This is a genomic window from Streptomyces sp. NPDC051109 (assembly GCF_044455885.1).
Taxonomy (GTDB): Bacteria; Actinomycetota; Actinomycetes; order Streptomycetales; family Streptomycetaceae; genus Streptomyces.
In genome coordinates this window covers 1-23,355 of sequence record NZ_JBITFF010000025.1, presented here as the reverse complement: position 1 = coordinate 23,355, position 23,355 = coordinate 1, and the positions used below count along the sequence as shown (strand labels likewise).

The following is a 23,355-nucleotide window of genomic DNA, read 5'->3' as shown; positions in this document are numbered from 1 at the left end:
CACCTCGACGCCGCGCCCACGCTCAGCCTAATCGCGCGCGCCGACGCCGGTGTCCGCCCCCGTCGGACGGGCCGCGGTGCCGGGCCCTGCGGGCCGCCCGGTGGCGTCGTCCTTCCCGTCCTGCCTACAGGGTGGCCGCCTCCTGAGCAACCGTCACCGGGCCCGGGCCCGGTGACGGCGGGGCCGGGCCGGGCTCAGTCGATGCGGCGGGACGGGCCCAGGAGGCCGGTCTCGGCCTCCGTGCCCTGGGTCATCACGAACTGGCGGTCCCGCGGCGTGCACCACAGGGTGACCCCGTCGCCCAGCGTCGGCAGCGAATCCACGGCCGCCCGCGGCAGGTTCATCAGGCGGCCGAGCTGCTCCGCCTCGTCCGGGGACACCCGCTGGACACCCACCAGGGAGGAGTTCTGCAGCAGCCGCGGCGCCGTCGGACTCAGGTACGGCAGCAGGGTCAGCACCGACTGCCAGGGTCCCGCCACCACGCGTCCGCGCGGCGGCCGCATCCCGCAGTCCCGGATGACCAGCACCGGGCTGCCCGCCGACGCGCCCTGCGGCGGCACCCGGCCGACCTCGTGCAGCGTCACGCACTGCTGCCCGCCGCCCGCCGCCTGGGCCAGCCCGGACCACACCTGTCCGCGACCGGTCTCCACCGCCACCCGGGCCCCCGTGGCGGCCGCGCGCAGCGCCAGCACCTGAGCCGTCCACAGGCCGCCGATCAGCGTCACCTCGTACGGCGTCGGCCGGTTGACGCCGAGCACTGCCGGACGGCCCTCGGCGTCCACGCCGATGACGACCCCGTCGTCCCCGACCGGCAGCGCGAGCGCGTCCAGATCCGCCGCCGGGACCGCGTGCCGTTCCCGGCGCGGGCCGATCAGCCCGAAGCCGCCCTTCATCGCGCCCCTCCCAGCGGCAGCGAAGCCAGCAGCCCCGGTACCTGTTCACGATCGAGCCGGACCAGCCCGGTGCGCACGCCGCGGGCGGTCCGTTCCAGTTCCCGGCGGGCCGCGACGAGTTCCTCGTCACTGCGTCCCGTGACCCGTACGTGGCCGGTCAGCGTCACGCCCTGGCGATCCGCCGGAGCGATCGTCAGGCTGAAGTTCGTCGCCAGCGCCGGCAGCGAGGTCAGCAGCGCCACGAACTGGGGCAGGGACGCCGCCCCGCCGCCGCCGAGCTGCGGCCAGCGGGCTATCCAGTACGTGGTGTGCCGCCGGTCGTCGCAGCGCCAGATCCGCGCCGTCTCCTCCGTCCGCCGGCCGGTGCTCGCCGAGCGCCCCGCCTGCGTGATCGCCATCGGGTTCGCGCACGAGGACGTGGCCAGCGCGCCCGTCAGCTCCTGCTCGGTGAGCACGGTGGCCCGGAAGCCGGCCCCGGTGAGCCGGCTCGCCAACTGGTCGGCCGCCCGCACCACACAGCGCTGCGCGCCCGCGAGGCCGCCACCGCGCGCGGTGACCGCCTCGGGGCACAGCTCCGGGTCGAGCTTGAGCGCGATCCAGGTCAGCCGCACCGCCGGGGTGCCCGTGGCGGCCTGCAGCGGCGCGTAGTTGCGGGTGGCCATCGACTGGGCCGGCAGGTGCGGGGCCGGCGCGGGCTGCGTGTGCTGCACCAGCTGGGCCGACTCCAGCCGGATGCCGTCGACTTCGAGGATGTCCCGTACGAGCCCGAGCGGAAGCGGACGCGCGCCGCGGTCGGGCCGCAGGGCGGTGGCGTCCATGTCCACCTGGACCACGGCGGTCAGGAACGTCCCGTCACCGACCATCCCGACGGGCCGCCGGTCGCGGTCGCTGAACGTGAGGGTCCGCAGCGCCGGATCGGCCTCGACGAGCGGGGCCAGCCCCGGCTCGGTACCCGCGGGCACCGCGAACGCCGCGGCCCGGCGGCGCCGCGAGCGCAGTTCGAGGGCGCTGCCGAGCCACTCGGGCAGGGAGCGCTGGTGGCGGCGTACGACGGCGAGCACCACCAGGGCGAGCGCCAGGACACCGGCGGGCACCAACAGCATCGGCTCCACGACCCAGGCCACCAGCAGGGCGGCCACGGCTATCTGGAGCAGGACGAGTTGTTGCAGTCGGAACGGGCCGAAGCGGCCCGGGCTCGACTTCGGATACGGCGTCACCCCGCCCCGCGCGGGTGCGGGCGCACCCGTCTGCGGCTGCGTCGCGGTGGCCATCACGCGCCCACCTCCCCTTTCTCCCCCAGCTACCGCCGGGAGGTGCCCCCAGGGCCGTGTCCCCGCGCTGATTCGTGCGGTCCGGAAGGCAGTGAGCGGCGGCCTCACCCTACCCGGCCCGTACCCACCCTCCGTCAAGAGGCATAGTAGGTGCCCGGTCCGACAATCGAGGCCCGGGGACCGTACTCACCGACCGGGCCGTGCGGGGAGAAGCAGGCGGTCATGGCATCACGACGTGATGAACTCAACGCGTACACCTTTGCGAAGCGGCGCACGGTTTCCGCGTTCCTCCAGCCTTCCGCCACGGGCTCCGAGGAAGGCGCCCCGCGCCCGCTTCGCGCGGTCCTGCCCGGGCTGGTCGCGGGGGCGCTCGTACTCGCCGCGTTCGGCGCGTGGGGGATGTTCAAGCCGCAGGCCCCCAAGGGCTGGGACGAGGCCGGTACGAAGGTCATCGTCGGCAAGCAGTCGACGACCCGGTACGTGGTGCTGACGACGAAGGTGAACGGCAAGGACCAGACCCGGCTGCACCCGGTGCTCAACCTCGCCTCCGCCCGACTCCTGCTGGATCCGCAGAAGTTCAAGGTCATCCAGATCGACGACAAGGTCCTGGACGCGGGCAAGCCGCCGCGCGGGCCCATCATCGGCATCCCGTACGCGCCGGACCGGCTGCCCGCCCCGCAGGACGCGGGCAAGGCCAAGCGGTGGGCCGTCTGCCAGGCGCCGGGCGGCAACGGCAAGACCGTGCAGACCGCGACGTTCGTCCTCGCCGACCGCGAGGCGGGGCTGATGGACGACGGCCGCAAGCTCACCGACAAGCAGATGCTGTACGTGCAGAGCACGGGCGGGGCCAAGGAGCGCTACCTGGTCGACGCCTCGGGGACGAAGTACAAGTTCCCCGAAGGCGGCCCGGACGCCGCGAAGATGACCAACGCGCTGGTCGGCAGCACCGGCGCCACCCCGCAGCAGGTCACCGAGTCGTGGCTGGCCACCCTCAACTCCGGGGACGACCTCGCGTTCCCGCAGCTTCCGGTGCCGGCCGGCACCAAGGCGGACGTCCAGGGCCTGACCACCGCCGACAACAAGGTCGGCATGGTGCTGATGGCGCAGACCGGCTCCGGCGCGCAGCACTACGTCGTCCTGCCCGGGAAGGTCGCGCCGGTCTCCGACTTCATGGCGTGGCTGCTGATTTCGGCGCCCGCGACCGACGGCCTCAACATGCACGGCAAGCCCCACGAGGTCGACCTCCAGTCCCTCACGCCGGACGCCACCGCGTTCAAGGGCGAGGCCAAGTGGCCGCAGAAGAAGGCCGACCGGGTCAACGTGACGGCCGGGGCCGCGGACGCCGCGGGTGCCCAGGGCGCGGCCGCCCAGGGCGCCGGCGCCCGTGACACCGTCTGCAACGTGCTGCGCTCGGTCGACGGCCAGGGCAACCAGACGCTGAGCACGTGGGCGGGCACCGGATTCCCCATCGACATCACCGCCAGCGGCACCAGCGCGTACGTCACGCCCGGCTCGGGGCTGCTCTACACGCAGGTCCAGGGCCGCCAGACCACGGCGGGCGGCGCCCTCTTCCTGGTCGCCGACACCGGCCTGCGGTACGCGGTGCAGGCCAACGGGGACAGCGACGCCGAGAAGTCGAAGATCGGCGCGCCCGACCAGCAGAACGGCCAGCCCGCCGCCGACAGCCGGCCGGAGGCCAGCCAGGCGCAGATCCGGCTCGGCTACGGGACCGTCACTCCGGCCCTGGTGCCCATCGCCTGGTCCGAGTTCCTCTCGAAGGGGCCGCGCCTGGACACCAACTCCGCCCGCCAGCCCCAGGGTTCGTGAGGACGCCGCCGATGCCGATGCCGATCCCGATGTCCCCGTACGCGCGCGGTGCGCTCGTCTGCGCCGCGCTCGCCGTCGCGGCCCTGTCCGGTACGACCGCCGCGGCCGGTGCCGCCGCGGCGGCGGCCCCGCACCCGGAGCCCGTCAGTGCCCCGGCCGCCCCCCTGGCGCTCGCGGGCGCGGGCGAGTGCACCTTCCCCATGAAGAAGCAGATCGCCGACCGCCCCTGGGCCCTGCAGCGGCTGCTGCTCGACGCGCTCTGGGCGCAAACCAAGGGCAAGGACAAGAACGGCAAGCCCGTCCGCGTCGCCGTCATCGACACCGGCGTGGACCGGGCGAACCCGCAGCTCAGCGGGGCCATAGACGTGGGCGCGGGCAAGGACTTCATCGACCCCAAGGGCGGCGACGGCACCACCGACACGGTCGGCCACGGCACCAAGGTGGCCGGGCTGATCGCGGCCCGCCCGCAGGACGGCACCGGCTTCGTCGGCCTGGCCCCCGACGCCACGATCATCCCGATCCGGCAGAACGACGGGCAGGGCAAGGGCAACGCCCTCACGCTCGGCCAGGCGATCGACCACGCGGTGTCCAAGGGCGCCCAGGTCATCAACATCTCCCAGGACACCGACGTCCCGCTGAGCGCCGACTCCGAGCTCGGCAAGGCCGTCCAGCGGGCCGTCGACGCCAAGGTCGTGGTCGTGGCCTCGGCGGGCAACGACGGCATGACCGGGGAGAAGCGCAAGACCTACCCGGCGGCCTTCCCCGGCGTCCTCGCGGTGGCCGCCTCGGACCGCAACAACGAGCGGGCGGCGTTCTCCCAGCCCGGCGACTTCATCGGGGTCGCCGCGCCCGGCGTGGACATGGTCTCCACCGTCCCCGGCTTCGGCCAGTGCATCGACAACGGCACCAGCTTCTCGGCGCCGTACGTGGCCGGGCTCGCCGCCCTGCTGCGCGCCGAGCACGAGGACTGGACCCCGCAGCAGATCATCTGGCAGATCCAGGGGACCGCGGAGCGATCGGTCAACGGCCGTGACGACTACGTCGGATGGGGAGTCGTCGACCCGGTGCGCGCGGTCACCCAGGACCACGAGGCGCCCAAGGCGCCCGTCCCGGACCCGGGCCCGCCCCCGGCGGCCGCGCCCGAGGCGGCGGCGCTGCGGATGACCGAGACGGCGCAGGAGCGCGAGGAGCGGTTCGGCACGTACGCTCTCGGCATCGCAGGCGTGCTGATCGCGGTCATCGCGGGCACGGCGACGGTGGTGCGCGACGCCCGCAAGCGCCGCGGCCGTTTGCAGTGAACCGTCACAGTTCATCAACGGTAGCGGCCCACCGGTGTTGGGGCTGTCAGATGAACTGGCTAGAGTGACACCAGGCTTCACGACTGTGATCGGGGGATCGCGTGAGGCGGAGGGGATTTCCGGTGGCGCGTGGCTCAGATCCGCGCCCGGAACCCCTTCCGCTGCGCAATCCGCCGGTTCTGCCGGCGAATTGAGAAGTGAGGAGCTTCGGATGAGCAATTTCGGACTCGCAGACGATCCGATCGTCCAGGCGAAGAACAAGATCGAGACGACGGCCCGTGCCGTCACCACCCAGTCCCGAGAGCTGGCCGACATCCTCGCCACGGTGAGCGCCGGCTGGACCGGTGTGGGCGCCTCGGGCTTCGTCTCCGCCCAGACGGTCGTCAACGAGGACCACGACGAGATCCGCCGTCTGCTCGGGGTGCTGCACAACGCGGTCGCGCAGACCAAGAACCTCAGCAACGCGCAGGACGACGACGTGCGCGCGGCGTTCAAGACGGTGCAGGCCGGCGCGGGCCAGGGCGGCTCGGGCCTCAACGGCATCTGACCTGCCGCCCAGGTCCTACGACGCCACGTCGTTCCCACTCAACTCAGCGCGAAGGAGCACAACATGTCCGGTGACAGCGGGCACACCAAGGTCCGGTATGAGAGCGTCCAGGAGATGGCGAACCGCATCCGCGTCGTCTCGAAGAAGATCATGACGGACCTGGAGGAGATGGACCAGGCCCTGAAGGTCGTCACGGACACCTGGGACGGTGAGGCGCACCAGGCGTACGTCACCCTCCAGGGGAAGTACAAGGGCAAGGCCGACCACATGCACAAGCAGCTGGAGCAGGTCGCCACGCTGATCGAGCGCGGCAAGGGCGACTACCGCGCCACCGACGTGAAGGCCTCGCGCCTGTTCACCGAGGCCTACTGAGCCCGGTCGACCGCATGCGAAGAGGGGCGCGCCCGATCAGGGCGCGCCCCTTCGTGCCGTCCGGGCCTACGGGACTCAGCGCGGGCCGCGGTCGAGGTCGAACTCCCCGTCCCGGGCCCCGAGTACGAAGGCCTCCCACTCGGCCGCCGTGTAGCGCAGGACGGTGTCCCGGTCGAGCGAGGACCGCATGGCCACCGCGCCCTCGGGCAGCCGCGCGATCTCGACCCGCTCCTCGTCGGGGCTGGACCCCGGAGGCCCCTCCCACTCCACGCCGCTGATGTCGAGCGCGTACAGCTCGTCCTTCTCCTGCTGAGTGCCCATGTGCGGCCTTTCCCTCGGCGGTGCGGTGCTCCCGCGGTGTTCCCTCCCGATTATCGGTGCTCCGGCCGCCCCCGGGGGAGCGTTTCCCGTCGATCACGGGAAAGCGGGGCCCGGCCGTCGGCCGGGCCCCGCTCCTCGTCCGTGCTCTTCCCCAGGCCCCTACATCTCCGGCAGGCGGCCCAGCTGGACCAGCGACGTGCCCCGCTTGCGCGAGGAGAAGTACGCGCGGCCCGGGGGCATCGGACGGGGGCGGACGTTGCCGATCAGATCGCCCTCGGACGGGTCGCCCGACAGGACCACGCCCTGCGCGCCGAGCTCCTTGAAGCGCTGCATGAACGGCTCGTACAGCGAACGCGAGGCACCCGCCGAGTTGCGCGCGATGATGAAGCGCACACCCGTGTCGCGGGCGAACGGCAGGTACTCCACCAGCGGGGCCAGCGGATTGCCCTGGCTGGTGGCGACCAGGTCGTAGTCGTCGATGACGATGAACACGTCCGGGCCCGTCCACCAGCTGCGGTCGCGCAGCTGCTGCGGAGTGACGTCGGTCGGCGGCTGGCGCCGGGAGAACACCCCGCCCAGCGCCTCCATGTGCGTCTGCAGCGAGCTCGCCATCGGCGCGTACTCCAGCAGGTGCTCCTCCGGCAGTGCCCCGAGCAGGCTGCGCCGGTAGTCGCCGACGACGAGGCGGGCCTGGTCCGGGGTGTACCGCTCCGCGATCTGCTGGCAGATCAGCCGCAGCAGGTTCGTCTTGCCGGACTCGCTCTCGCCGAACACCAGGAAGAACGGGTCGCTCTCGAAGTCGACGAACACCGGCTCCAGGTCCGTCTCGTCGATGCCGATGGCCAGCCCGCGGCCCGGCTGGTCCCCGCCCCGGGGCAGCTGGTGGGCATGGAGCAGCCGCGGCAGCAGCCGTACGCCGGGAGCCGCGGCCCCCGCCCAGTTCTGCTTCACCGCCGACACGAAGGCGGCCGTGGCTTCCGACAGGTCCTCCGGGTCGTGCGCGCCGTCGATCCGCGGCAGCGCGCCCAGGAAGTGCAGCTTCTCCGCGACCTGGCCGCGGCCCGGCATCCCGGTCGGCACGTTCGCCGCGACCTTCCGGTCGAACTCCGAGTCCATGACGTCGCCGAGCCGCAGCTCCAGCCGGTTCAGCATCTGGTCCTTGAGCGCGGCCCGCACCTCCATGTACCGCGCCGCCGTGATCACCACGTGGATGCCGTAGCCCAGACCGCGCGAGGCGATGTCCGTGACCACCGACTCCAGGCCCTCGTACTCGGTCCGGAAGCCGCCCCAGCCGTCGATGACGAGGAACACGTCGCCCCACGCCTCGCCGGGCAGCTCGCCCGCCGCGCGCCGGCGCCGGTACGTGCCGATCGAGTCGACGTTGTTCGCGCGGAAGAACTCCTCGCGGCGGTTGAGGATGCCCCCCACCTCCGCGACCGTGCGCCGCACCCGCTCCGGGTCCAGGCGCGAGGCGATCCCGCCCACGTGCGGCAGCTCGGAGATCGACGACATGCTGCCGCCACCGAAGTCCAGCCCGTAGAACTGCACCTCGCGCGGCGTGTGCGTCAGCGCGAACGAGGAGATCAGCGTCCGCATCAGCGTCGACTTGCCCGACTGCGGGCCGCCGACCACCATCATGTGGCCCGCCGCACCCGAGAAGTCCCGGTACAGCACCTCGCGGCGCTGCTCGAACGGCTTGTCGATGAGGCCGAGCGGTACGACGAGCCCGCCGGGCCGCGTGTACCCCTCCGCGTGGAGCCCCCGCTCCGCCGAAGGCGCCAGCGCCGGCAGCAGCTGGTCCAGCGGCGGGGCCTGGTCGAGCGGCGGCAGCCACACCTGGTGCGCCGGCACCCCCTGCCCCTCCAGCCGGCCCACGATCACGTCCAGCACCGTGTCCGCGAGCGCGTCGTCCTCCCGCTGCGACTGCGCCGCCAGGTACGCCGGGTCCGGCGCCGCGTACACGACCGGCACCGGCGCCGCCGTGAACAGCGCGGGCCGCCGCTCCACCGGGAACAGCCCGACCGACAGGTCCGGGCCGCCCGAGCGGTAGGTGCCCGAGACGTACGCCGCCTTGAAGCGCGTCATCTCGTCCGTGCCGAACTTCAGGTAGCCCGAACCCGGCACCGAGGGCAGGTGGTACGCGTCCGGCACGCCGATCGCGGTCCGCGACTCCGCCGCCGAGAAGGTCCGCAGACCGATCCGGTACGACAGGTACGTGTCCAACCCGCGCAGCTTGCCCTCCTCCAGGCGCTGCGAGGCCAGCAGCAGGTGCACGCCCAGCGAACGGCCGATGCGGCCGATCTGGATGAACATGTCGATGAAGTCGGGCTTCGCGGTCAGCAGCTCGCTGAACTCGTCGATGACCAGCACCAGCGAGGCCAGCGGCTCCAGCGGGGCACCCGCCGCCCGCGCCTTCTCGTAGTCGTGGATGTTCGCGTAGTTGCCCGCCGAGCGCAGCAGCTCCTGCCGGCGCTGCAGCTCACCGCGGATCGAATCGCCCATGCGGTCCACGAGCGTCAGGTCGTCCGCCAGGTTGGTGATGACCGCGGCCACGTGCGGCATCTGCCCCATGCCCGTGAAGGTCGCACCGCCCTTGAAGTCCGCGAGTACGAAGTTCAGCGTCTCCGAGGTGTGCGTGACCGCCAGGCCCAGCACCAGCGTGCGCAGCAGCTCCGACTTGCCGGAACCTGTCGCGCCCACGCACAGGCCGTGCGGGCCCATGCCCTCCTGCGCCGCCTCCTTCAGGTCCAGCATGACCGGCGCACCGTCCTCGCCGACGCCGATCGGCACGCGCAGCCGCTCACCGGCCGAACGCGGCCGCCAGGTGCGGGCCACGTCGATCGAGGCCGCGTCGCCCAGGTTCAGCAGGTCAGTGAAGTCCAGGTTGGCCAGCAGCGGTTCGTCATCGTCCCCGCCGCCGGTGCGCAGCGGTGCCAGCTGCCGCGCGAGCGCCTCCGCCGCGGGCAGCGACAGCGTGTCCGGTACGCCCTCGTACGCGATCCCCGCGCCCGACTCCAGCCGCAGCCGGCCCGGCCGCACCACGACCGACAGCCCGCCGCGCGGCTCGTCCAGCTCACCCGCGACCACCTCGACGATGGTCACGCCCTGCAGCCCCTCGGCCGCCGCGAACGCCGAGTCCGGCGGCACCAGCCCGCCGCGCGAGTTCGCGTCCAGCACGACGACCAGGTGCGGCTGGTCCAGCACCGGGGACACGTCCCGGCTGAACCGCGGCCGCCCCTCAAGCCGGGGCGCCAGCAACCCCTCCAGCTCGGTCAGGTCGTCGCTGAACAGCCGCTTCGTACCGGCCCCGTCGACCTGCCCCGGCACCTGCGTGTGCGGCAGCCACTTCGTCCAGTCCCAGGACGGCACCGCCCCGGGCGCCGCCACCACGGCCACCACCAGGTCCTCGGGGGAGTGCAGCGTCGCCAGCTGCGCCACCAGCGCGCGCGCCGCCCCGCGCGCCGACTCCGGCTCCCCGGACACCGTCACGTGGTAGAACGCCCGCAGCGACACCGCCACCGGCAGCCCGTCCAGCGAGGAGTGCACCTTCAGGAAGCGCTGCATCGCGCCCGCCGTCAGCGGCTCCAGCTCGTCCACCGGCGCCGTGTCCGGCGCCACCAGCGGAGTCGACAGGCGCTGCGCGCCCAGCCCGAGCCGCGCCTGCCCGAAGTCCTCGTCGCCGACGCGCCGCTCCCACAGCCGCGAACCCTCGGCGACCACCGACCACAACTGCTCGGGGGCCGGGTGCAGATACAGCTGGGCGTCGCGCTGCGCCCGCGCGGTCCTGCGGACCTGACGGCGGGTCTGCGCGAGGTATTTCAGGTAGTCCCGGCGCACATCGGCCATTTGCCCCTGCGTACCGCGCCGGTGGCGCACCAGCTGGGCCAAGACCATGCCCACCGTGGACACCAGCATCAGCACACCCATGATGCGCATGAAGGGCGCCGCACCCGGCATGAAGAAGAACACGACCGACGAGCCCATGCCGAGCATCGGCAGGAGCTGCATCAGCATGCCCTCCTGCTGCCCGCGGGGAAGCTCCGGCGGAGCCTCCAGCCTCAGCTCGTCCGAAGGAACTTCGGGCGGCAAGGACCGCGGCGGGCGTTTGACGACGATCTGACTCACCGGAGCATCAATCCCTCGAAAACGGACGGGACGTCGCAACCGGCGCCCCCAAGTCCCGGGCGCGAAGGGGGTCTCCCCTGCGCGACGGTGATCCTACTTGCCGACAGTCACTCATACGCCCGGTAGGGTGGCCCGCGCAGCATGCGCATCCGCGAATCCACGGCGAATCCAATGCGGCGGTGCATGCACCCGCTTCGCCAACCAGGGGGGTCACACAGGTGAGTACGGCCGCAACGACGGGCTTCTGCAGGGTCACCGTCGTGGCTCCCGACAGCCGCATCGACGTCGCCCTCCCCGAGGACATCGCCGTCGCCGACGTCTACCCCGAACTGCTGCGCCTCACCGGCCAGACCCAGCCCGTCGGGGCTCCCACCGGCTTCCACCTGGTCCGCCGCGACGGCACCGTCCTCGACGGCGCCCGCACGCTCGCCGCCCAGCAGGTGCTCGACGGCGAGGTGCTGAGCCTGCGCCCGTTCGCCGACTCGCTGCCGCCCGCCGTCTTCGACGACGTCTCCGACGCGGTCGCCTCCGCCGTCGTCCGCGACCGCCACCGCTGGAGCGACGACATGCTGCGCGGCGCGGGCCTGATCGGCGCCGCCCTGCTCCTCGTCCTGCTCGGCTTCGTCCTCTGGTACGCCGACCCGGTCCGCCACGACATGCACGGCCTGCCCGGCATCATCGCCGGCGCCGCGGGCGTGCTCCTGACCGCCGCCGCCGGAGTGCGCGCCCGGGTCTACCGCGACCGCGGCTCCGCCGTCGCCCTCGGCCTCGGCGCCCTTCCGCTCCTGCTGATCGCCGGCTCCGGCATCGTCGCCGCCGGCGCCGGCGAGGGACCCGGCCGGCTGCAGTTCCTGCTCGGCTGCGCCTGCGTCCTGGTGGCCTCCGTCGCCCTGGTCGCCCTCACCCCGAACGGGGACGCCCCCTTCGTCGCGGCGACCTTCCTCGCCGCCACCGGGACCCTGGCCACCTTCCTCGCCATCGTCTCCGAGGCCTCCGCCACCGGGACCGCCGCCGTCTGCGCCCCGGTCGCCATCGGCCTCGTCGCCTTCCTCCCCGGCCTCTCCGCCCGCTTCGCCCGCCTGCCCATCGGCTACGCCGCCCCGCAGAGCGCCACCGACGAGTACGTCGACCACGCGGGGACCCCGGACCGCTACGAGACCGAGCCGTACGGCGACCCCTCCGGCTCCGAGCAGCACGAGGCGGGCACCCCGCTCGACGCCGAGGCCATCGCCGCCCAGGCCCGCCGCGGCCACGAGATGCTGCTCGGCCTGGTCGGCGGCTGCGCCGCGGTCGCCGTCGGCTCCGCCGCCGTCCTCGGCTTCTCCGACAACACCTGGGGCCGCCTCCTGGCCCTGACCACCGGACTGGCCATGCTGCTGCGCGCCCGCCTCTTCCGCTACACCTCGCAGGTCGTGTGCACCCTGGTCGCCGGTCTGGCCGCCATCGCCCTGCTCATCCTGGGCCTGGCCCTGCACCCGCCGGCCGACCTGGTCCGCGAGCTCGTCCTGTACCACGACCGCGGCGGCCTGGACCTCCGTACGATCTGGCTCTCCGCCGCCGTCGCCGCCGGCGCGGCCCTCCTCGCTGGAATTGCGCTTGTCATCCCGCGCAAGGGTCTGTCACCCTTCTGGGGACGGCTGCTCGACCTCGCCGAGGCGGCAGTACTTCTCAGTCTTGTCCCGCTGGCCCTCGCCGTGCTGGACGTGTACGCCCGGGCCCGAGCTCTCACCAGCTGAGACAGGAGCCGGGCGGCAGCCTGGTACGCTGTGTGACGGCCGTTTGTGTACGCGTCCGCCGGATCCCTCGACGAGGAGTCTGCGGACTGCGCTCAGCGGACCCCGCCTCCCGAGTTACGGAAGATCCCCAGAGAATTCGACCTGGGGCACTCGGTGGCCACGAAGACCTATACGAGGAGTACGCGTGTCGCTCGACGCCGCTACGAAGAAGCAGATCATCGCCGAGTTTGGTGCCAAGGAGGGCGACACCGGCTCCCCCGAGGTCCAGGTCGCGATGCTCTCCAAGCGCATCACGGACCTGACCGAGCACCTCAAGACCCACAAGCACGACCACCACTCCCGTCGTGGTCTGCTGATCCTGGTCGGCCAGCGTCGCCGCCTGCTGCAGTACCTGGCCAAGAAGGACATCCAGCGCTTCCGTACGCTGGTCGAGCGCCTCGGCATCCGCCGCGGTGCGGCCGGCGTCAAGTAAAGACGCTGTGAAGGGAGCGGTTCCCACACTGAGGGGGCCGCTCCCTTTGCTGTACGTGCTGTCGCTCTACGTGCGGGACGTACCGGACGCTTTGTAGTCTGGACGCAACGTGCATGCGAACCACGTGCACAACTGAAGAGGAGGAGCGCCCTCCCAGGCCGCCGGTCCTCGGTAGTGGTACCCGGAATGCCCCACGGGCACCGAACCGGGTACTTCGATCGAAGACCGGCCCGCACGCAAGGAGCGCTTCTCCGACACCGTCCGCAGCCACACGGGCAGCGGACGGAGACGACGAAAATGGAGAAAACGCTAGTGGAGAACGAGACCCACTACGCCGAGGCCGTCATTGACAACGGTTCCTTCGGCACCCGCACCATCCGCTTCGAGACGGGCCGTCTGGCCCGCCAGGCCGCCGGCTCCGCCGTTGCCTACCTGGACGACGACACGATGGTGCTTTCCGCCACCACCGCGTCGAAGAAGCCCAAGGACCAGCTCGACTTCTTCCCCCTGACGGTGGACGTCGAGGAGCGGCAGTACGCGGCCGGCAAGATCCCCGGCTCCTTCTTCCGCCGCGAAGGCCGCCCCTCCGAGGACGCGATCCTCACCTGCCGCCTGATCGACCGCCCGCTGCGCCCGTCCTTCAAGAAGGGCCTGCGCAACGAGATCCAGGTCGTCGCCACCGTCATGGCGCTCAACCCGGACCACCTGTACGACGTCATCGCGATCAACGCCGCGTCCGCGTCCACGCAGCTGGCCGGCCTGCCCTTCTCCGGCCCGATCGGCGGCGTCCGCGTCGCGCTGATCCGCGGCCAGTGGGTGGCCTTCCCGACGCACACCGAGCTTGAGGACGCCGTCTTCGACATGGTCGTCGCGGGCCGCGTCCTGGAGGACGGCGACGTCGCGATCATGATGGTCGAGGCCGAGGCCACCGAGAAGACCATCGCCCTGGTCAAGGGCGGCGCCGAGGCGCCGACCGAGGAGATCGTGGCCGCCGGCCTCGACGCCTCGAAGCCCTTCATCAAGGCCCTCTGCAAGGCCCAGGCGGACCTGGCGGCCAAGGCCGCCAAGCCCGAGGGCGAGTTCCCGGTCTTCCTGGACTACCAGGACGACGTGTACGAGGCCCTCGCGGCCGCCGTCAAGGGCGACCTCGCCCAGGCGCTGACCATCGCGGGCAAGCAGGACCGCGAGGCCGAGCTCGACCGCGTCAAGGACATCGCCGCCGAGAAGCTCCTCCCGGCCTTCGAGGGCCGCGAGAAGGAGATCTCCGCCGCCTACCGCAGCCTGACCAAGGCGCTGGTGCGCGAGCGCGTCATCAAGGACAAGGTCCGCATCGACGGCCGCGGGATCACGGACATCCGTACCCTCGCCGCCGAGGTCGAGGCCATCCCGCGCGTGCACGGCTCGGCGCTGTTCGAGCGTGGCGAGACCCAGATCCTGGGCGTCACCACCCTCAACATGCTCCGCATGGAGCAGCAGCTGGACACCCTCTCCCCGGTGACCCGCAAGCGCTACATGCACAACTACAACTTCCCGCCGTACTCCGTCGGTGAGACCGGCCGCGTCGGTTCCCCGAAGCGCCGCGAGATCGGCCACGGCGCGCTCGCCGAGCGCGCGATCGTGCCGGTCCTGCCGACCCGCGAGGAGTTCCCCTACGCGATCCGCCAGGTGTCCGAGGCCCTCGGCTCCAACGGTTCGACGTCCATGGGCTCGGTCTGCGCCTCCACCATGTCGCTGCTGAACGCCGGTGTGCCCCTCAAGGCCCCCGTCGCCGGCATCGCCATGGGCCTGATCTCCCAGGAGATCGACGGCAAGACCCACTACGTCGCCCTCACCGACATCCTCGGTGCGGAGGACGCCTTCGGCGACATGGACTTCAAGGTCGCCGGCACCAAGGAGTTCGTGACCGCCCTCCAGCTGGACACCAAGCTGGACGGCATCCCGGCCTCCGTCCTGGCCGCGGCCCTCAAGCAGGCCCGCGACGCCCGCCTCCACATCCTCGACGTGATGATGGAAGCGATCGACACGCCGGACGAGATGTCCCCGAACGCCCCGCGGATCATCACCGTCAAGATCCCGGTGGACAAGATCGGTGAGGTCATCGGCCCCAAGGGCAAGATGATCAACCAGATCCAGGAGGACACCGGCGCCGAGATCACGATCGAGGACGACGGCACCATCTACATCGGTGCCGCCGACGGTCCGGCCGCCGAGGCCGCCCGCGCCACGATCAACGGCATCGCCAACCCGACCATGCCGGAGGTCGGCGAGCGCTACCTGGGTACGGTCGTCAAGACCACCACCTTCGGTGCCTTCGTCTCCCTGCTCCCGGGCAAGGACGGCCTGCTGCACATCTCGCAGATCCGCAAGCTCGCCGGTGGCAAGCGCGTGGAGAACGTCGAGGACGTGCTCGCGGTCGGCGCCAAGGTCCAGGTGGAGATCGCCGAGATCGACCAGCGCGGCAAGCTCTCCCTGATCCCCGTGATCGACGGCGAGGCCGCCGGCGACGACGCTGACAAGGACGACTCCGACAAGTGACGTCGCGTAGTTCCCGTGTGACGGCCCGCCCCTCTTCGGAGGGGCGGGCCGTCGCCCGTACCCAAACCCTCCTCAAGGGCGAGAACGGCATCGGCACCGTCCGGCGCACGGTCCTCCCCGGCGGACTGCGCATCGTCACCGAGACGCTGCCCTCGGTCCGCTCCGCCACCTTCGGCATCTGGGCGCACGTGGGCTCCCGTGACGAGACGCCCACGCTCAACGGTGCCACGCACTACCTCGAACACCTCCTCTTCAAGGGCACCGGCAAGCGCAGCGCCCTCGACATCTCCTCCGCGATCGACGCGGTCGGCGGCGAGATGAACGCCTTCACGGCGAAGGAGTACACCTGCTACTACGCGCGGGTGCTCGACACCGACCTGCCGCTGGCGATCGACGTCGTCTGCGACATGCTCACCGGCTCGCTGATCCGCGAGGAGGACGTCGACGCCGAGCGCGGCGTCATCCTCGAAGAGATCGCGATGACCGAGGACGACCCGGGCGACATGGTCCACGACCTGTTCGCGCACACCATGTACGGGGACACCCCGCTGGGCCGCCCCGTCCTCGGCACCGTCGACACGATCAACGCGCTCGGCGCCGACCGGATCCGCCGCTTCTACAAGAAGCACTACGACCCCCGCCACCTGGTGGTGGCCGCGGCCGGCAACGTCGACCACAACAAGGTCGTACGCCAGGTCCGCGCGGCCTTCGAGAAGGCGGGCGCCCTCGGGCACACCGACGCCGAGCCGATCGGACCGCGCACCGGGACCAAGCGCATCCGCACGTCCGGCCGCGTCGAGCTGGTGGGCCGCAAGACCGAGCAGGCCCACGTGGTCCTCGGCATGCCCGGCCTGGCCCGCACCGACGAGCGCCGCTGGGCGCTCGGCGTGCTGAACACCGCCCTCGGCGGCGGCATGTCCTCCCGCCTCTTCCAGGAGGTCCGGGAGAAGCGCGGCCTGGCCTACAGCGTGTACTCGTACACCTCGGGCTTCGCCGACACCGGCCTCTTCGGCGTGTACGCGGGCTGCCGCCCGAACCAGGTCCACGACGTGCTGCGGATCTGCCGCGGCGAGCTCGACAAGGTCGTGTCCGAGGGGCTCGCCGACGAGGAGATCAAGCGGGCCATCGGCCAGCTGTCCGGCTCCACCGTCCTCGGCCTGGAGGACACCGGCGCGATCATGAACCGCATCGGCAAGAGCGAGCTCTGCTGGGGCGACCAGATGTCCGTCGACGAGATGCTGGCGAAGATCGCGTCCGTCACCCCGGACGACGTCCGCTCGGTCGCCGCCGACGTACTGGCCCGGCGGCCGTCGCTCGCGGTGGTCGGCCCGCTGAAGGAGAAGCAGGCCGCCCGCCTCGACGAAGCGGTGGCCTGAGACCCTGACACCCCGAGGCCGGGCACCGGCCGCCGCCGGCCGGTGCCCGGCCCGTACGACAGGAAGCGAACAAGCATGAGCAGCAAGCTGCGGGTAGCGGTTCTCGGTGCCCAGGGCCGCATCGGCTCCGAAGCGGTCAAGGCCGTCGAGGCCGCCGAGGACATGGAGCTGGTGGCCGCCCTCGGCCGCGGCGACAAACTGGAGACGGTGGTCGAGGCCGGCGCGCAGGTCGCGGTCGAGCTGACCACCCCCGCGTCGGTCATGGGGAACCTCGACTTCCTCATCGGCCACGGCGTCCACGCGGTGGTCGGCACCACCGGCTGGAACGAGGAGCGCCTCACCCAGCTGGACACCTGGCTGGCCGGCTCCCCGCAGACCGGTGTGCTCATCGCCCCGAACTTCTCCATCGGCGCCGTCCTCACCATGAAGTTCGCCGCCCAGGCCGCCCGCTACTTCGAGTCGGTCGAGGTCGTCGAGCTCCACCACCCGAACAAGGTCGACGCCCCCTCCGGCACCGCGACCCGCACCGCGCAGCTCATCGCGGCCGCCCGCGCCGAGGCCGGCTGCGCCCCGCAGCCCGACGCCACCGCCACCGCCCTCGACGGCGCACGCGGTGCCGACGTCGACGGCGTCCCGGTGCACGCGATCCGCCTGCGCGGCCTGCTGGCCCACCAGGAGGTGCTCCTCGGGGGTGAGGGCGAGACCCTGACCATCCGTCACGACTCCCTGCACCACAGCAGCTTCATGCCGGGCATCCTGCTCGGCGCACGCCGCGTCGTGCAGCACCCGGGCCTCACGTTCGGCCTGGAAAACTTCCTCGACCTCGGCTGATGAGCAGGCAGTAGTCCCATGCGCGCGAAGATCACTTACTTCCTCACGGCCGCCGTCCTGGTCGTCTACTTCGTCCTGGTCGGCAGCCGGGGGGTGATGCTGATCCGGCAGGGCACCGCACTGACCGTGGCCTTCGGTGCCGCCGTACTCATCCTGCCGGTCATCGGCGTCTGGTTCCTCTGGAAGAACACGCAGTTCGTGACCAGGGCGAACCAGCTCGCGACCGAGCTGGAGGCCGAGGGCGGACTGCCCGTCGACGAGCTGGAGCGGGACCAGTACGGCCGGATCCTGCGCGACTCCGCCGACGAGGTCTTCGCTCGCCGCAAGGCCGAGACGGAGGACGCGCCGGGGGACTGGCGCAGCTGGTTCCGCCTCGCCGTCGCCTACCACGACGCCCGAGACACCCCGCGGGCCCGCAAGGCCATGCAGCGGGCCATCGCCCTGCACGGCGGAGCGCGCCGCCAGGTGGCACCGTAAGGCCCGAAAGCCCCGTGGACCCCGGAAGCCCGTACAGGCCGCCTCGGCGGATCCCGTACGGGCTTCCAGGGCATTGGACGCCGGTGTCAGGCGGGCACGGCCCGGTACTCCTCGGCCCAGGCCTCGACGGTGTCAGCGGCCCGGTCGAACGCCTCGGTCCGCGACAGGAAATCGGCATTGTGGTCGGTCAGCAGCACCGGCAGCTCGGCGCCGCCGCGCCCGGCCGCCGTCAGGGCCTGGCCCTGGACGGTCCGCGGCAGTCCCAGCCAGCGCACCGGCTGCTGGACCGTACGGAGCTCGGTGATCTCGTCCCAGGCGATCGAGCGGGTCCGGAAGAACGACACCCGGCGCAGTCCGGCGGGGCTCACCCAGACGCCCGCCATGAGGATCCGCAGCGCGGACCCGATCACGCAGAGCGCGGCGGCCAGGCAGATGAGGGCGCCGGCCCAGGTGCCCGCGAACGCGATGATCATCGTGGAGAGCAGCATGAAAGCGGCGAGCAGGAGCAGGAGCGCGGCGCCGGCCACCCGCCAGGGCCCGGGCCGGTACGGCCGGCGCCAGCGGTCGGGGTCCTCGTGGGCCAGTACGTCCTCGCCGGCGCTGTCTTCGTGCGCGTCGAACGCGCGGTCGGCCGTCAAGAAGGGCAGGGGCACGGCTGTACCTCACTCACATGCACGTTCGGTTGGGCTTGACCGTGAGGCTACCGCCCCTCGGAGGCCTCCGACTGCTGCGACTTGGCGGGCGCCTGGTGGGGCTGCAGTGCCGGCATGCCGAAGAGCAGGGAGCCGGCGAGCCCGGCCACCACGGTCAGCCCGACCAGACTACGGGCGGCTATCTGGGCCGTGCCCAGACGCTCGCGCGGCGGCGGAGTGACATTGCTGCGGAAGCGGTCGGCCTCGGCGACGAAGGCGAACGGAACGGGCTCGCTCCGGCGAAACATAGAGCGACTCTCCTCACGGTCGGGCCCGGGGGCGGGGGCGGCGGGGGTGTGTGACGTCTACTGGTGAAGACGTACGAACCGTCCAATCGGTGCCGGAATTCGGGACATTAACCAAATTTTATGGCTGGGCGTCAGCTGAAAGGGTGGCCGAGGGGCCTCCCGGTCCCGGGGGAGAGCTGCGCGTCGAGCCGTGAGCCGCGCCGTAGAGTGGGCGCGCCCCAAGAGAGTCGTTCGGAAGGACCCCCGGTGAGCGAGACCGCCGCTTCAGACCTGAAACCCAGCTTCCGCAGTGATGTGACGGTGGAGCTGGTGAAGCACTCCGCCGCCGACTCCGACGTGCTGTGGGCCGCCCGTGTCTCCACGGCCGGCGAGCAGTCGCTCGAAGAGCTCCAGAAGGACCCGGAGCGCTCCAAGGGCCTCATCAACTACCTGATGCGCGACCGGCACGGCAGCCCGTTCGAGCACAACTCGATGACCTTCTTCATCAGTGCGCCCATCTTCGTGTTCCGGGAGTTCATGCGGCACCGCGTCGGCTGGTCCTACAACGAGGAATCGGGCCGCTACAGGGAGCTGGAGCCGGTCTTCTACGTCCCGGACTCCGAGCGCAAGCTCGTGCAGGAGGGCCGTCCGGGCAAGTACGTGTTCGTCGAGGGCACCGCGGCCCAGCAGGAACTGACGGGCAGGGTCATGGAGGACTCGTACCGTCAGGCCTACGAGGCCTACCAGGAGATGCTGGCGGCGGGCGTGGCCCGGGAGGTTGCCCGTTCGGTCCTGCCGGTCGGACTTTTCTCCTCGATGTACGCCACCTGCAACGCGCGCTCCCTCATGCACTTCCTCGGCCTGCGCACGCAGCACGAGCTCGCGACCACCCCGTCCTTCCCGCAGCGGGAGATCGAGATGGTCGGCGAGAAGATGGAGCGGCACTGGGCCTCGCTGATGCCGCTCACGTACGCCGCGTACAACGCCAACGGACGCGTCGCCCCGTAAGGACGGTACGGCCCGATGGGGACGGATGAGCCCATGGCGTACAGATGTGCGGAGTCAAGTCCGAAGTGTCCGTATTGCCACGTTTCGTAAAGTTCATCTAGGCTGATCAAACGGACCCGGCACTGCTTGAACCCCCGAGCAGGCAGTGCCGGGATCCAACAACCCTCCGGGGCCCGTGCCGGGAGCCACACCCTCTTGACGTCCCCCGAGGGGGCAACGCGAGCATGGCAGCGAGTAGCGTGTTACCCATGGCTCCGATCTCGACTCCGCAGACCCCCTTCGGGCGGGTCCTCACCGCCATGATCACGCCCTTCACGGCGGATGGCGCACTCGACCTCGACGGCGCGCAGCGGCTCGCCGTCCACCTGGTGGACGCAGGCAACGACGGCCTGATCCTCAGCGGGACCACCGGCGAGTCCCCGACCACCACCGACGCGGAGAAAAACGACCTCGTACGAGCCGTCCTCGAAGCAGTCGGCGACCGGGCCCACGTCGTCGCCGGCATCGGCACCAACGACACCCGCCACACCCTTGAGCTCGCCCGCCAGGCCGAGGCCACCGGCGCCCACGGCCTGCTCGCGGTGACGCCGTACTACAGCAAGCCGCCGCAGGAGGGCCTCTACCGGCACTTCACGGCGATCGCCGACGCCACCGAGCTCCCGGTGATGCTCTACGACATCCCCGGCCGCAGCGGCGTCCCGATCAACACCGAAACCCTGGTGCGGCTCGCCGAGCACCCCCGGATCGTGGCCAACAAGGACGCCAAGGGCGACCTCGGGCGTGCCAGCTGGGCCATCGCCCAGAGCGGACTCGCCTGGTATTCCGGCGACGACATGCTGAACCTGCCGCTGCTGTCCGTCGGCGCGGTCGGCTTCGTCTCCGTCGTCAGCCACGTGGTCACCCCCGAGCTCCGCGCGATGCTCGAAGCCCACCTGGGCGGCGACGTCCAGAAGGCCACCGAGATCCACCAGAAGCTGCTGCCCGTCTTCACCGGCATGTTCCGCACCCAGGGTGTGATCACCACCAAGGGCGCGCTGAACCTGCAGGGCCTGCCCGCAGGACCGCTCCGCCTCCCGCTGGTCGAGCTGACGGCCGAAGAGACGGCCCAGCTCAAGATCGATCTTGCCGCCGGCGGGGTACAGCTCTGACATCAGACTTCACAACTGAATAAGCAAGACGAACAAAACAGACGAATGCAAGTGCACGAATGACATGCGCGCCGCGTGCCTTACGACGAGGTACGTGGCGTGTGTGGTGAGGAGATACTTTTGAGCCATCCGCACCCTGAACTCGGCCCGCCGCCCAAGCTCCCCAAGGGCGGCCTCCGGGTCACCCCCCTGGGCGGTCTCGGCGAGATCGGCCGCAACATGACCGTCTTCGAGTTCGACGGCCGCCTGCTGATCGTCGACTGCGGCGTTCTCTTCCCCGAGGAGGAGCAGCCGGGCATCGACCTGATCCTGCCGGACTTCTCGTCCATCCGGGACCGGCTCGACGACGTCGAGGGCATCGTCCTCACGCACGGCCACGAGGACCACATCGGCGCGGTCCCGTACCTCCTCCGGGAGAAGCCGGACATCCCGCTGATCGGCTCCAAGCTGACGCTGGCCCTCATCGAGGCCAAGCTCCAGGAGCACCGCATCCGCCCCTACACCCTTGAGGTGAAGGAAGGCGAGCGCGAGAACCTCGGCCCCTTCGACTGCGAGTTCATCGCGGTCAACCACTCCATTCCGGACGCCCTCGCGGTCGCGATCCGGACGGGCGCGGGCCTGGTCGTCGCCACCGGCGACTTCAAGATGGACCAGCTGCCGCTGGACAACCGCCTCACCGACCTGCACGCCTTCGCGCGCCTGAGCGAAGAGGGCATCGACCTCCTCCTCTCGGACTCGACGAACGCCGAGGTCCCGGGGTTCGTCCCGCCGGAGCGCGACATCTCCAACGCCATTCGCGGAGTCTTCGCGGGTGCCCAGAAGCGGATCATCGTGGCGTCCTTCGCCAGCCACGTGCACCGCATCCAGCAGATCCTCGACGCCGCCCACGAGTACGGCCGCCGGGTCGCCTTCGTCGGCCGCTCGATGGTCCGCAACATGGGCATCGCCCGTGACCTGGGCTACCTGCGGGTTCCGGCCGGCCTCGTCGTCGACGTCAAGACCCTCGACGACCTGCCGGACGACGAGGTCGTGCTGGTCTGTACGGGTTCCCAGGGCGAGCCGATGGCGGCCCTGTCCCGCATGGCCAACCGCGACCACCAGATCCGGATCGTCCCCGGCGACACCGTGATCCTCGCGTCGTCGCTGATCCCGGGCAACGAGAACGCGGTCTACCGCGTGATCAACGGCCTGACCCGCTGGGGCGCCAACGTCGTGCACAAGGGCAACGCCAAGGTGCACGTCTCCGGCCACGCCTCCGCCGGCGAGCTGCTGTACTTCTACAACATCTGCAAGCCGCGGAACCTCATGCCGGTCCACGGCGAATGGCGGCACCTGCGCGCCAACGCCGAGCTCGGCGCCATGACGGGCGTCCCGAAGGACCGCATCGTCATCGCCGAGGACGGCGTGGTCGTCGACCTGATCGACGGCAAGGCCCGGATCTCCGGCAAGGTCCAGGCGGGGTACGTGTACGTGGACGGCCTGTCGGTCGGCGACGTCACGGAGGCCTCCCTCAAGGACCGCCGGATCCTCGGCGACGAGGGCATCATCTCGGTCTACGTGGTCGTGGACAGCAGCACGGGCAAGGTCGTCAGCGGCCCGAACATCCAGGCCCGAGGCTCCGGCATCGAGGACTCGGCCTTCGGCTCCGTCATGGTGAAGATCGAGGAAGCCATCGCCCGCGCCGCGGCCGACGGCGTCGCCGAACCGCACCAGATCCAGCAGCTCATCCGCCGGACCATGGGCAAGTGGGTCTCGGACGGCTACCGCCGCCGCCCGATGATCCTCCCGGTCGTCGTCGAGGTCTGAGCCTCGCCGTAGCGCCGTCACTGGAGCGGGGCAACCGGATTTGCATCCGGGGCCCCGCTCCAGTACGTTTACGTCTCCACCTCGCACAACACCCCGGGCACACACGTGTGCCCGTACGTGTCATGCGCGAGCGGGTGGGATTCGAGACCGGGGAAACCTGATAAAGTCTGATCCGCCCGAAAGGGAAAGGCCCTCCAACGGCCACGGAATTCAATTCCACTCCGGAAACGGAGCGGAAAGGATCTGGTAAGGTTGGAATCGCCGGAAAGGGAAAGCGCGAAAGCGAAGACCCCGGAAGGCAAGCGGGACCGACTCTGATAGAGTCGGAAACGCAAGAACGAAGAGCGAAAGCCCGGAGGAAAGCCCGAGAGGGTGAGTACAAAGGAAGCGTCC

General features: G+C 71.1%; 19 protein-coding genes. 13 read left to right on the top strand and 6 right to left on the bottom strand.

The genetic code is table 11. The annotated features are described in order from the left end of the window. Nucleotides 1–194: 194 nt before the first annotated feature. On the bottom strand, nt 195–893 hold the full coding sequence (locus ACIBAD_RS32330; protein WP_134070726.1) for a hypothetical protein: 699 nt from the start codon (nt 891–893) through the stop codon (nt 195–197). Next, the gene (gene eccE, locus ACIBAD_RS32325) at nt 890–2,164 is read right to left on the bottom strand and encodes a type VII secretion protein EccE (RefSeq protein ID WP_398910281.1); all 1,275 of its coding nucleotides are present in this window, start codon (nt 2,162–2,164) and stop codon (nt 890–892) included. The genes ACIBAD_RS32330 and eccE overlap by 4 nt, the downstream gene beginning before the upstream one ends. A 222-nt stretch (nt 2,165–2,386) precedes the next feature. Between eccE and eccB the strand changes: the two genes are divergently transcribed. From eccB to ACIBAD_RS32305, 4 genes are all read left to right on the top strand, one after another. After that, a complete protein-coding gene (gene eccB, locus ACIBAD_RS32320) occupies nt 2,387–3,991 on the top strand; it encodes a type VII secretion protein EccB (protein ID WP_398910279.1) in 1,605 nt (534 codons plus the stop codon). A 17-nt stretch (nt 3,992–4,008) separates the two neighbouring features. After that, on the top strand, nt 4,009–5,289 hold the full coding sequence (gene mycP, locus ACIBAD_RS32315) for a type VII secretion-associated serine protease mycosin (RefSeq protein WP_398910337.1): 1,281 nt from the start codon (nt 4,009–4,011) through the stop codon (nt 5,287–5,289). Between the two features lie 211 nt (nt 5,290–5,500). After that, nucleotides 5,501–5,836, top strand: coding sequence for a WXG100 family type VII secretion target (locus ACIBAD_RS32310; protein ID WP_030859748.1), 336 nt, complete (start codon nt 5,501–5,503; stop codon nt 5,834–5,836). Between the two features lie 63 nt (nt 5,837–5,899). After that, nucleotides 5,900–6,208 carry a WXG100 family type VII secretion target gene (locus tag ACIBAD_RS32305; protein ID WP_134070720.1) on the top strand — a complete coding sequence of 103 codons (309 nt, stop codon included), beginning with the start codon at nt 5,900–5,902 and terminating at the stop codon, nt 6,206–6,208. 75 nt (nt 6,209–6,283) lie between these two features. Here ACIBAD_RS32305 and ACIBAD_RS32300 read toward each other — a convergent pair whose 3' ends face one another. Then, entirely contained in the window at nt 6,284–6,529 is a 246-nt protein-coding gene (locus ACIBAD_RS32300; protein ID WP_030161442.1) for a DUF397 domain-containing protein, read from the bottom strand. 159 nt (nt 6,530–6,688) lie between these two features. Further along, entirely contained in the window at nt 6,689–10,654 is a 3,966-nt protein-coding gene (gene eccCa, locus ACIBAD_RS32295) for a type VII secretion protein EccCa (protein WP_398910277.1), read from the bottom strand. 218 nt (nt 10,655–10,872) lie between these two features. Between eccCa and eccD the strand changes: the two genes are divergently transcribed. The 6 genes from eccD to ACIBAD_RS32265 all read left to right on the top strand — a co-directional run bounded on the left by eccD (nt 10,873) and on the right by ACIBAD_RS32265 (nt 18,081). Continuing rightward, entirely contained in the window at nt 10,873–12,390 is a 1,518-nt protein-coding gene (eccD, locus tag ACIBAD_RS32290) for a type VII secretion integral membrane protein EccD (protein ID WP_398910275.1), read from the top strand. A 184-nt stretch (nt 12,391–12,574) separates the two neighbouring features. After that, nucleotides 12,575–12,862, top strand: coding sequence for a 30S ribosomal protein S15 (rpsO, locus tag ACIBAD_RS32285; RefSeq protein ID WP_030161433.1), 288 nt, complete (start codon nt 12,575–12,577; stop codon nt 12,860–12,862). A 312-nt stretch (nt 12,863–13,174) separates the two neighbouring features. Further along, nucleotides 13,175–15,397 carry a polyribonucleotide nucleotidyltransferase gene (locus ACIBAD_RS32280; protein WP_134074363.1) on the top strand — a complete coding sequence of 741 codons (2,223 nt, stop codon included), beginning with the start codon at nt 13,175–13,177 and terminating at the stop codon, nt 15,395–15,397. Next, entirely contained in the window at nt 15,394–16,773 is a 1,380-nt protein-coding gene (locus tag ACIBAD_RS32275; protein WP_398910272.1) for a M16 family metallopeptidase, read from the top strand. The genes ACIBAD_RS32280 and ACIBAD_RS32275 overlap by 4 nt, the downstream gene beginning before the upstream one ends. Before the next feature lie 75 nt (nt 16,774–16,848). Further along, nucleotides 16,849–17,604, top strand: a complete 756-nt coding sequence (gene dapB / locus ACIBAD_RS32270; protein ID WP_134070713.1) for a 4-hydroxy-tetrahydrodipicolinate reductase — start codon at nt 16,849–16,851, stop codon at nt 17,602–17,604. An 18-nt stretch (nt 17,605–17,622) separates the two neighbouring features. Continuing rightward, nucleotides 17,623–18,081 (top strand): hypothetical protein, encoded by a 459-nt coding sequence (locus ACIBAD_RS32265; RefSeq protein ID WP_398910270.1) that lies wholly within the window; start codon nt 17,623–17,625, stop codon nt 18,079–18,081. Nucleotides 18,082–18,167: 86 nt separating this feature from the next. On the opposite strand, the gene ACIBAD_RS32260 is transcribed toward ACIBAD_RS32265, so the two are convergent. Together ACIBAD_RS32260 and ACIBAD_RS32255 are read right to left on the bottom strand one after the other, a co-directional pair. Further along, nucleotides 18,168–18,734 carry a PH domain-containing protein gene (locus tag ACIBAD_RS32260; protein WP_134070709.1) on the bottom strand — a complete coding sequence of 189 codons (567 nt, stop codon included), beginning with the start codon at nt 18,732–18,734 and terminating at the stop codon, nt 18,168–18,170. A gap of 47 nt (nt 18,735–18,781) precedes the next feature. After that, nucleotides 18,782–19,021, bottom strand: a complete 240-nt coding sequence (locus ACIBAD_RS32255) for a hypothetical protein (protein WP_134070707.1) — start codon at nt 19,019–19,021, stop codon at nt 18,782–18,784. 246 nt (nt 19,022–19,267) lie between these two features. Between ACIBAD_RS32255 and thyX the strand changes: the two genes are divergently transcribed. The 3 genes from thyX to ACIBAD_RS32240 all read left to right on the top strand — a co-directional run bounded on the left by thyX (nt 19,268) and on the right by ACIBAD_RS32240 (nt 22,962). Continuing rightward, nucleotides 19,268–20,008 carry an FAD-dependent thymidylate synthase gene (gene thyX / locus ACIBAD_RS32250; RefSeq protein ID WP_134070705.1) on the top strand — a complete coding sequence of 247 codons (741 nt, stop codon included), beginning with the start codon at nt 19,268–19,270 and terminating at the stop codon, nt 20,006–20,008. 248 nt (nt 20,009–20,256) lie between these two features. Continuing rightward, nucleotides 20,257–21,156 (top strand): 4-hydroxy-tetrahydrodipicolinate synthase, encoded by a 900-nt coding sequence (dapA, locus tag ACIBAD_RS32245; protein WP_398910267.1) that lies wholly within the window; start codon nt 20,257–20,259, stop codon nt 21,154–21,156. Between the two features lie 120 nt (nt 21,157–21,276). Beyond that, nucleotides 21,277–22,962: a ribonuclease J gene (locus ACIBAD_RS32240; RefSeq protein WP_134070701.1), complete on the top strand. Its 1,686-nt coding sequence runs from the start codon at nt 21,277–21,279 to the stop codon at nt 22,960–22,962. Nucleotides 22,963–23,355 lie beyond the last annotated feature (393 nt).

What these genes read in the sequence shown, in the direction of transcription:
- ACIBAD_RS32330 (WP_134070726.1), bottom strand. Translation starts at nt 893, where the DNA reads ATGAAGGGCGGCTTCGGGCTGATCGGCCCGCGCCGGGAACGGCACGCG.
- eccE (WP_398910281.1), bottom strand. Translation starts at nt 2,164, where the DNA reads ATGGCCACCGCGACGCAGCCGCAGACGGGTGCGCCCGCACCCGCGCGG.
- eccB (WP_398910279.1), top strand. Translation starts at nt 2,387, where the DNA reads ATGGCATCACGACGTGATGAACTCAACGCGTACACCTTTGCGAAGCGG.
- mycP (WP_398910337.1), top strand. Translation starts at nt 4,009, where the DNA reads ATGCCGATCCCGATGTCCCCGTACGCGCGCGGTGCGCTCGTCTGCGCC.
- ACIBAD_RS32310 (WP_030859748.1), top strand. Translation starts at nt 5,501, where the DNA reads ATGAGCAATTTCGGACTCGCAGACGATCCGATCGTCCAGGCGAAGAAC.
- ACIBAD_RS32305 (WP_134070720.1), top strand. Translation starts at nt 5,900, where the DNA reads ATGTCCGGTGACAGCGGGCACACCAAGGTCCGGTATGAGAGCGTCCAG.
- ACIBAD_RS32300 (WP_030161442.1), bottom strand. Translation starts at nt 6,529, where the DNA reads ATGGGCACTCAGCAGGAGAAGGACGAGCTGTACGCGCTCGACATCAGC.
- dapB (WP_134070713.1), top strand. Translation starts at nt 16,849, where the DNA reads ATGAGCAGCAAGCTGCGGGTAGCGGTTCTCGGTGCCCAGGGCCGCATC.
- ACIBAD_RS32265 (WP_398910270.1), top strand. Translation starts at nt 17,623, where the DNA reads ATGCGCGCGAAGATCACTTACTTCCTCACGGCCGCCGTCCTGGTCGTC.
- ACIBAD_RS32255 (WP_134070707.1), bottom strand. Translation starts at nt 19,021, where the DNA reads ATGTTTCGCCGGAGCGAGCCCGTTCCGTTCGCCTTCGTCGCCGAGGCC.
- dapA (WP_398910267.1), top strand. Translation starts at nt 20,257, where the DNA reads ATGGCTCCGATCTCGACTCCGCAGACCCCCTTCGGGCGGGTCCTCACC.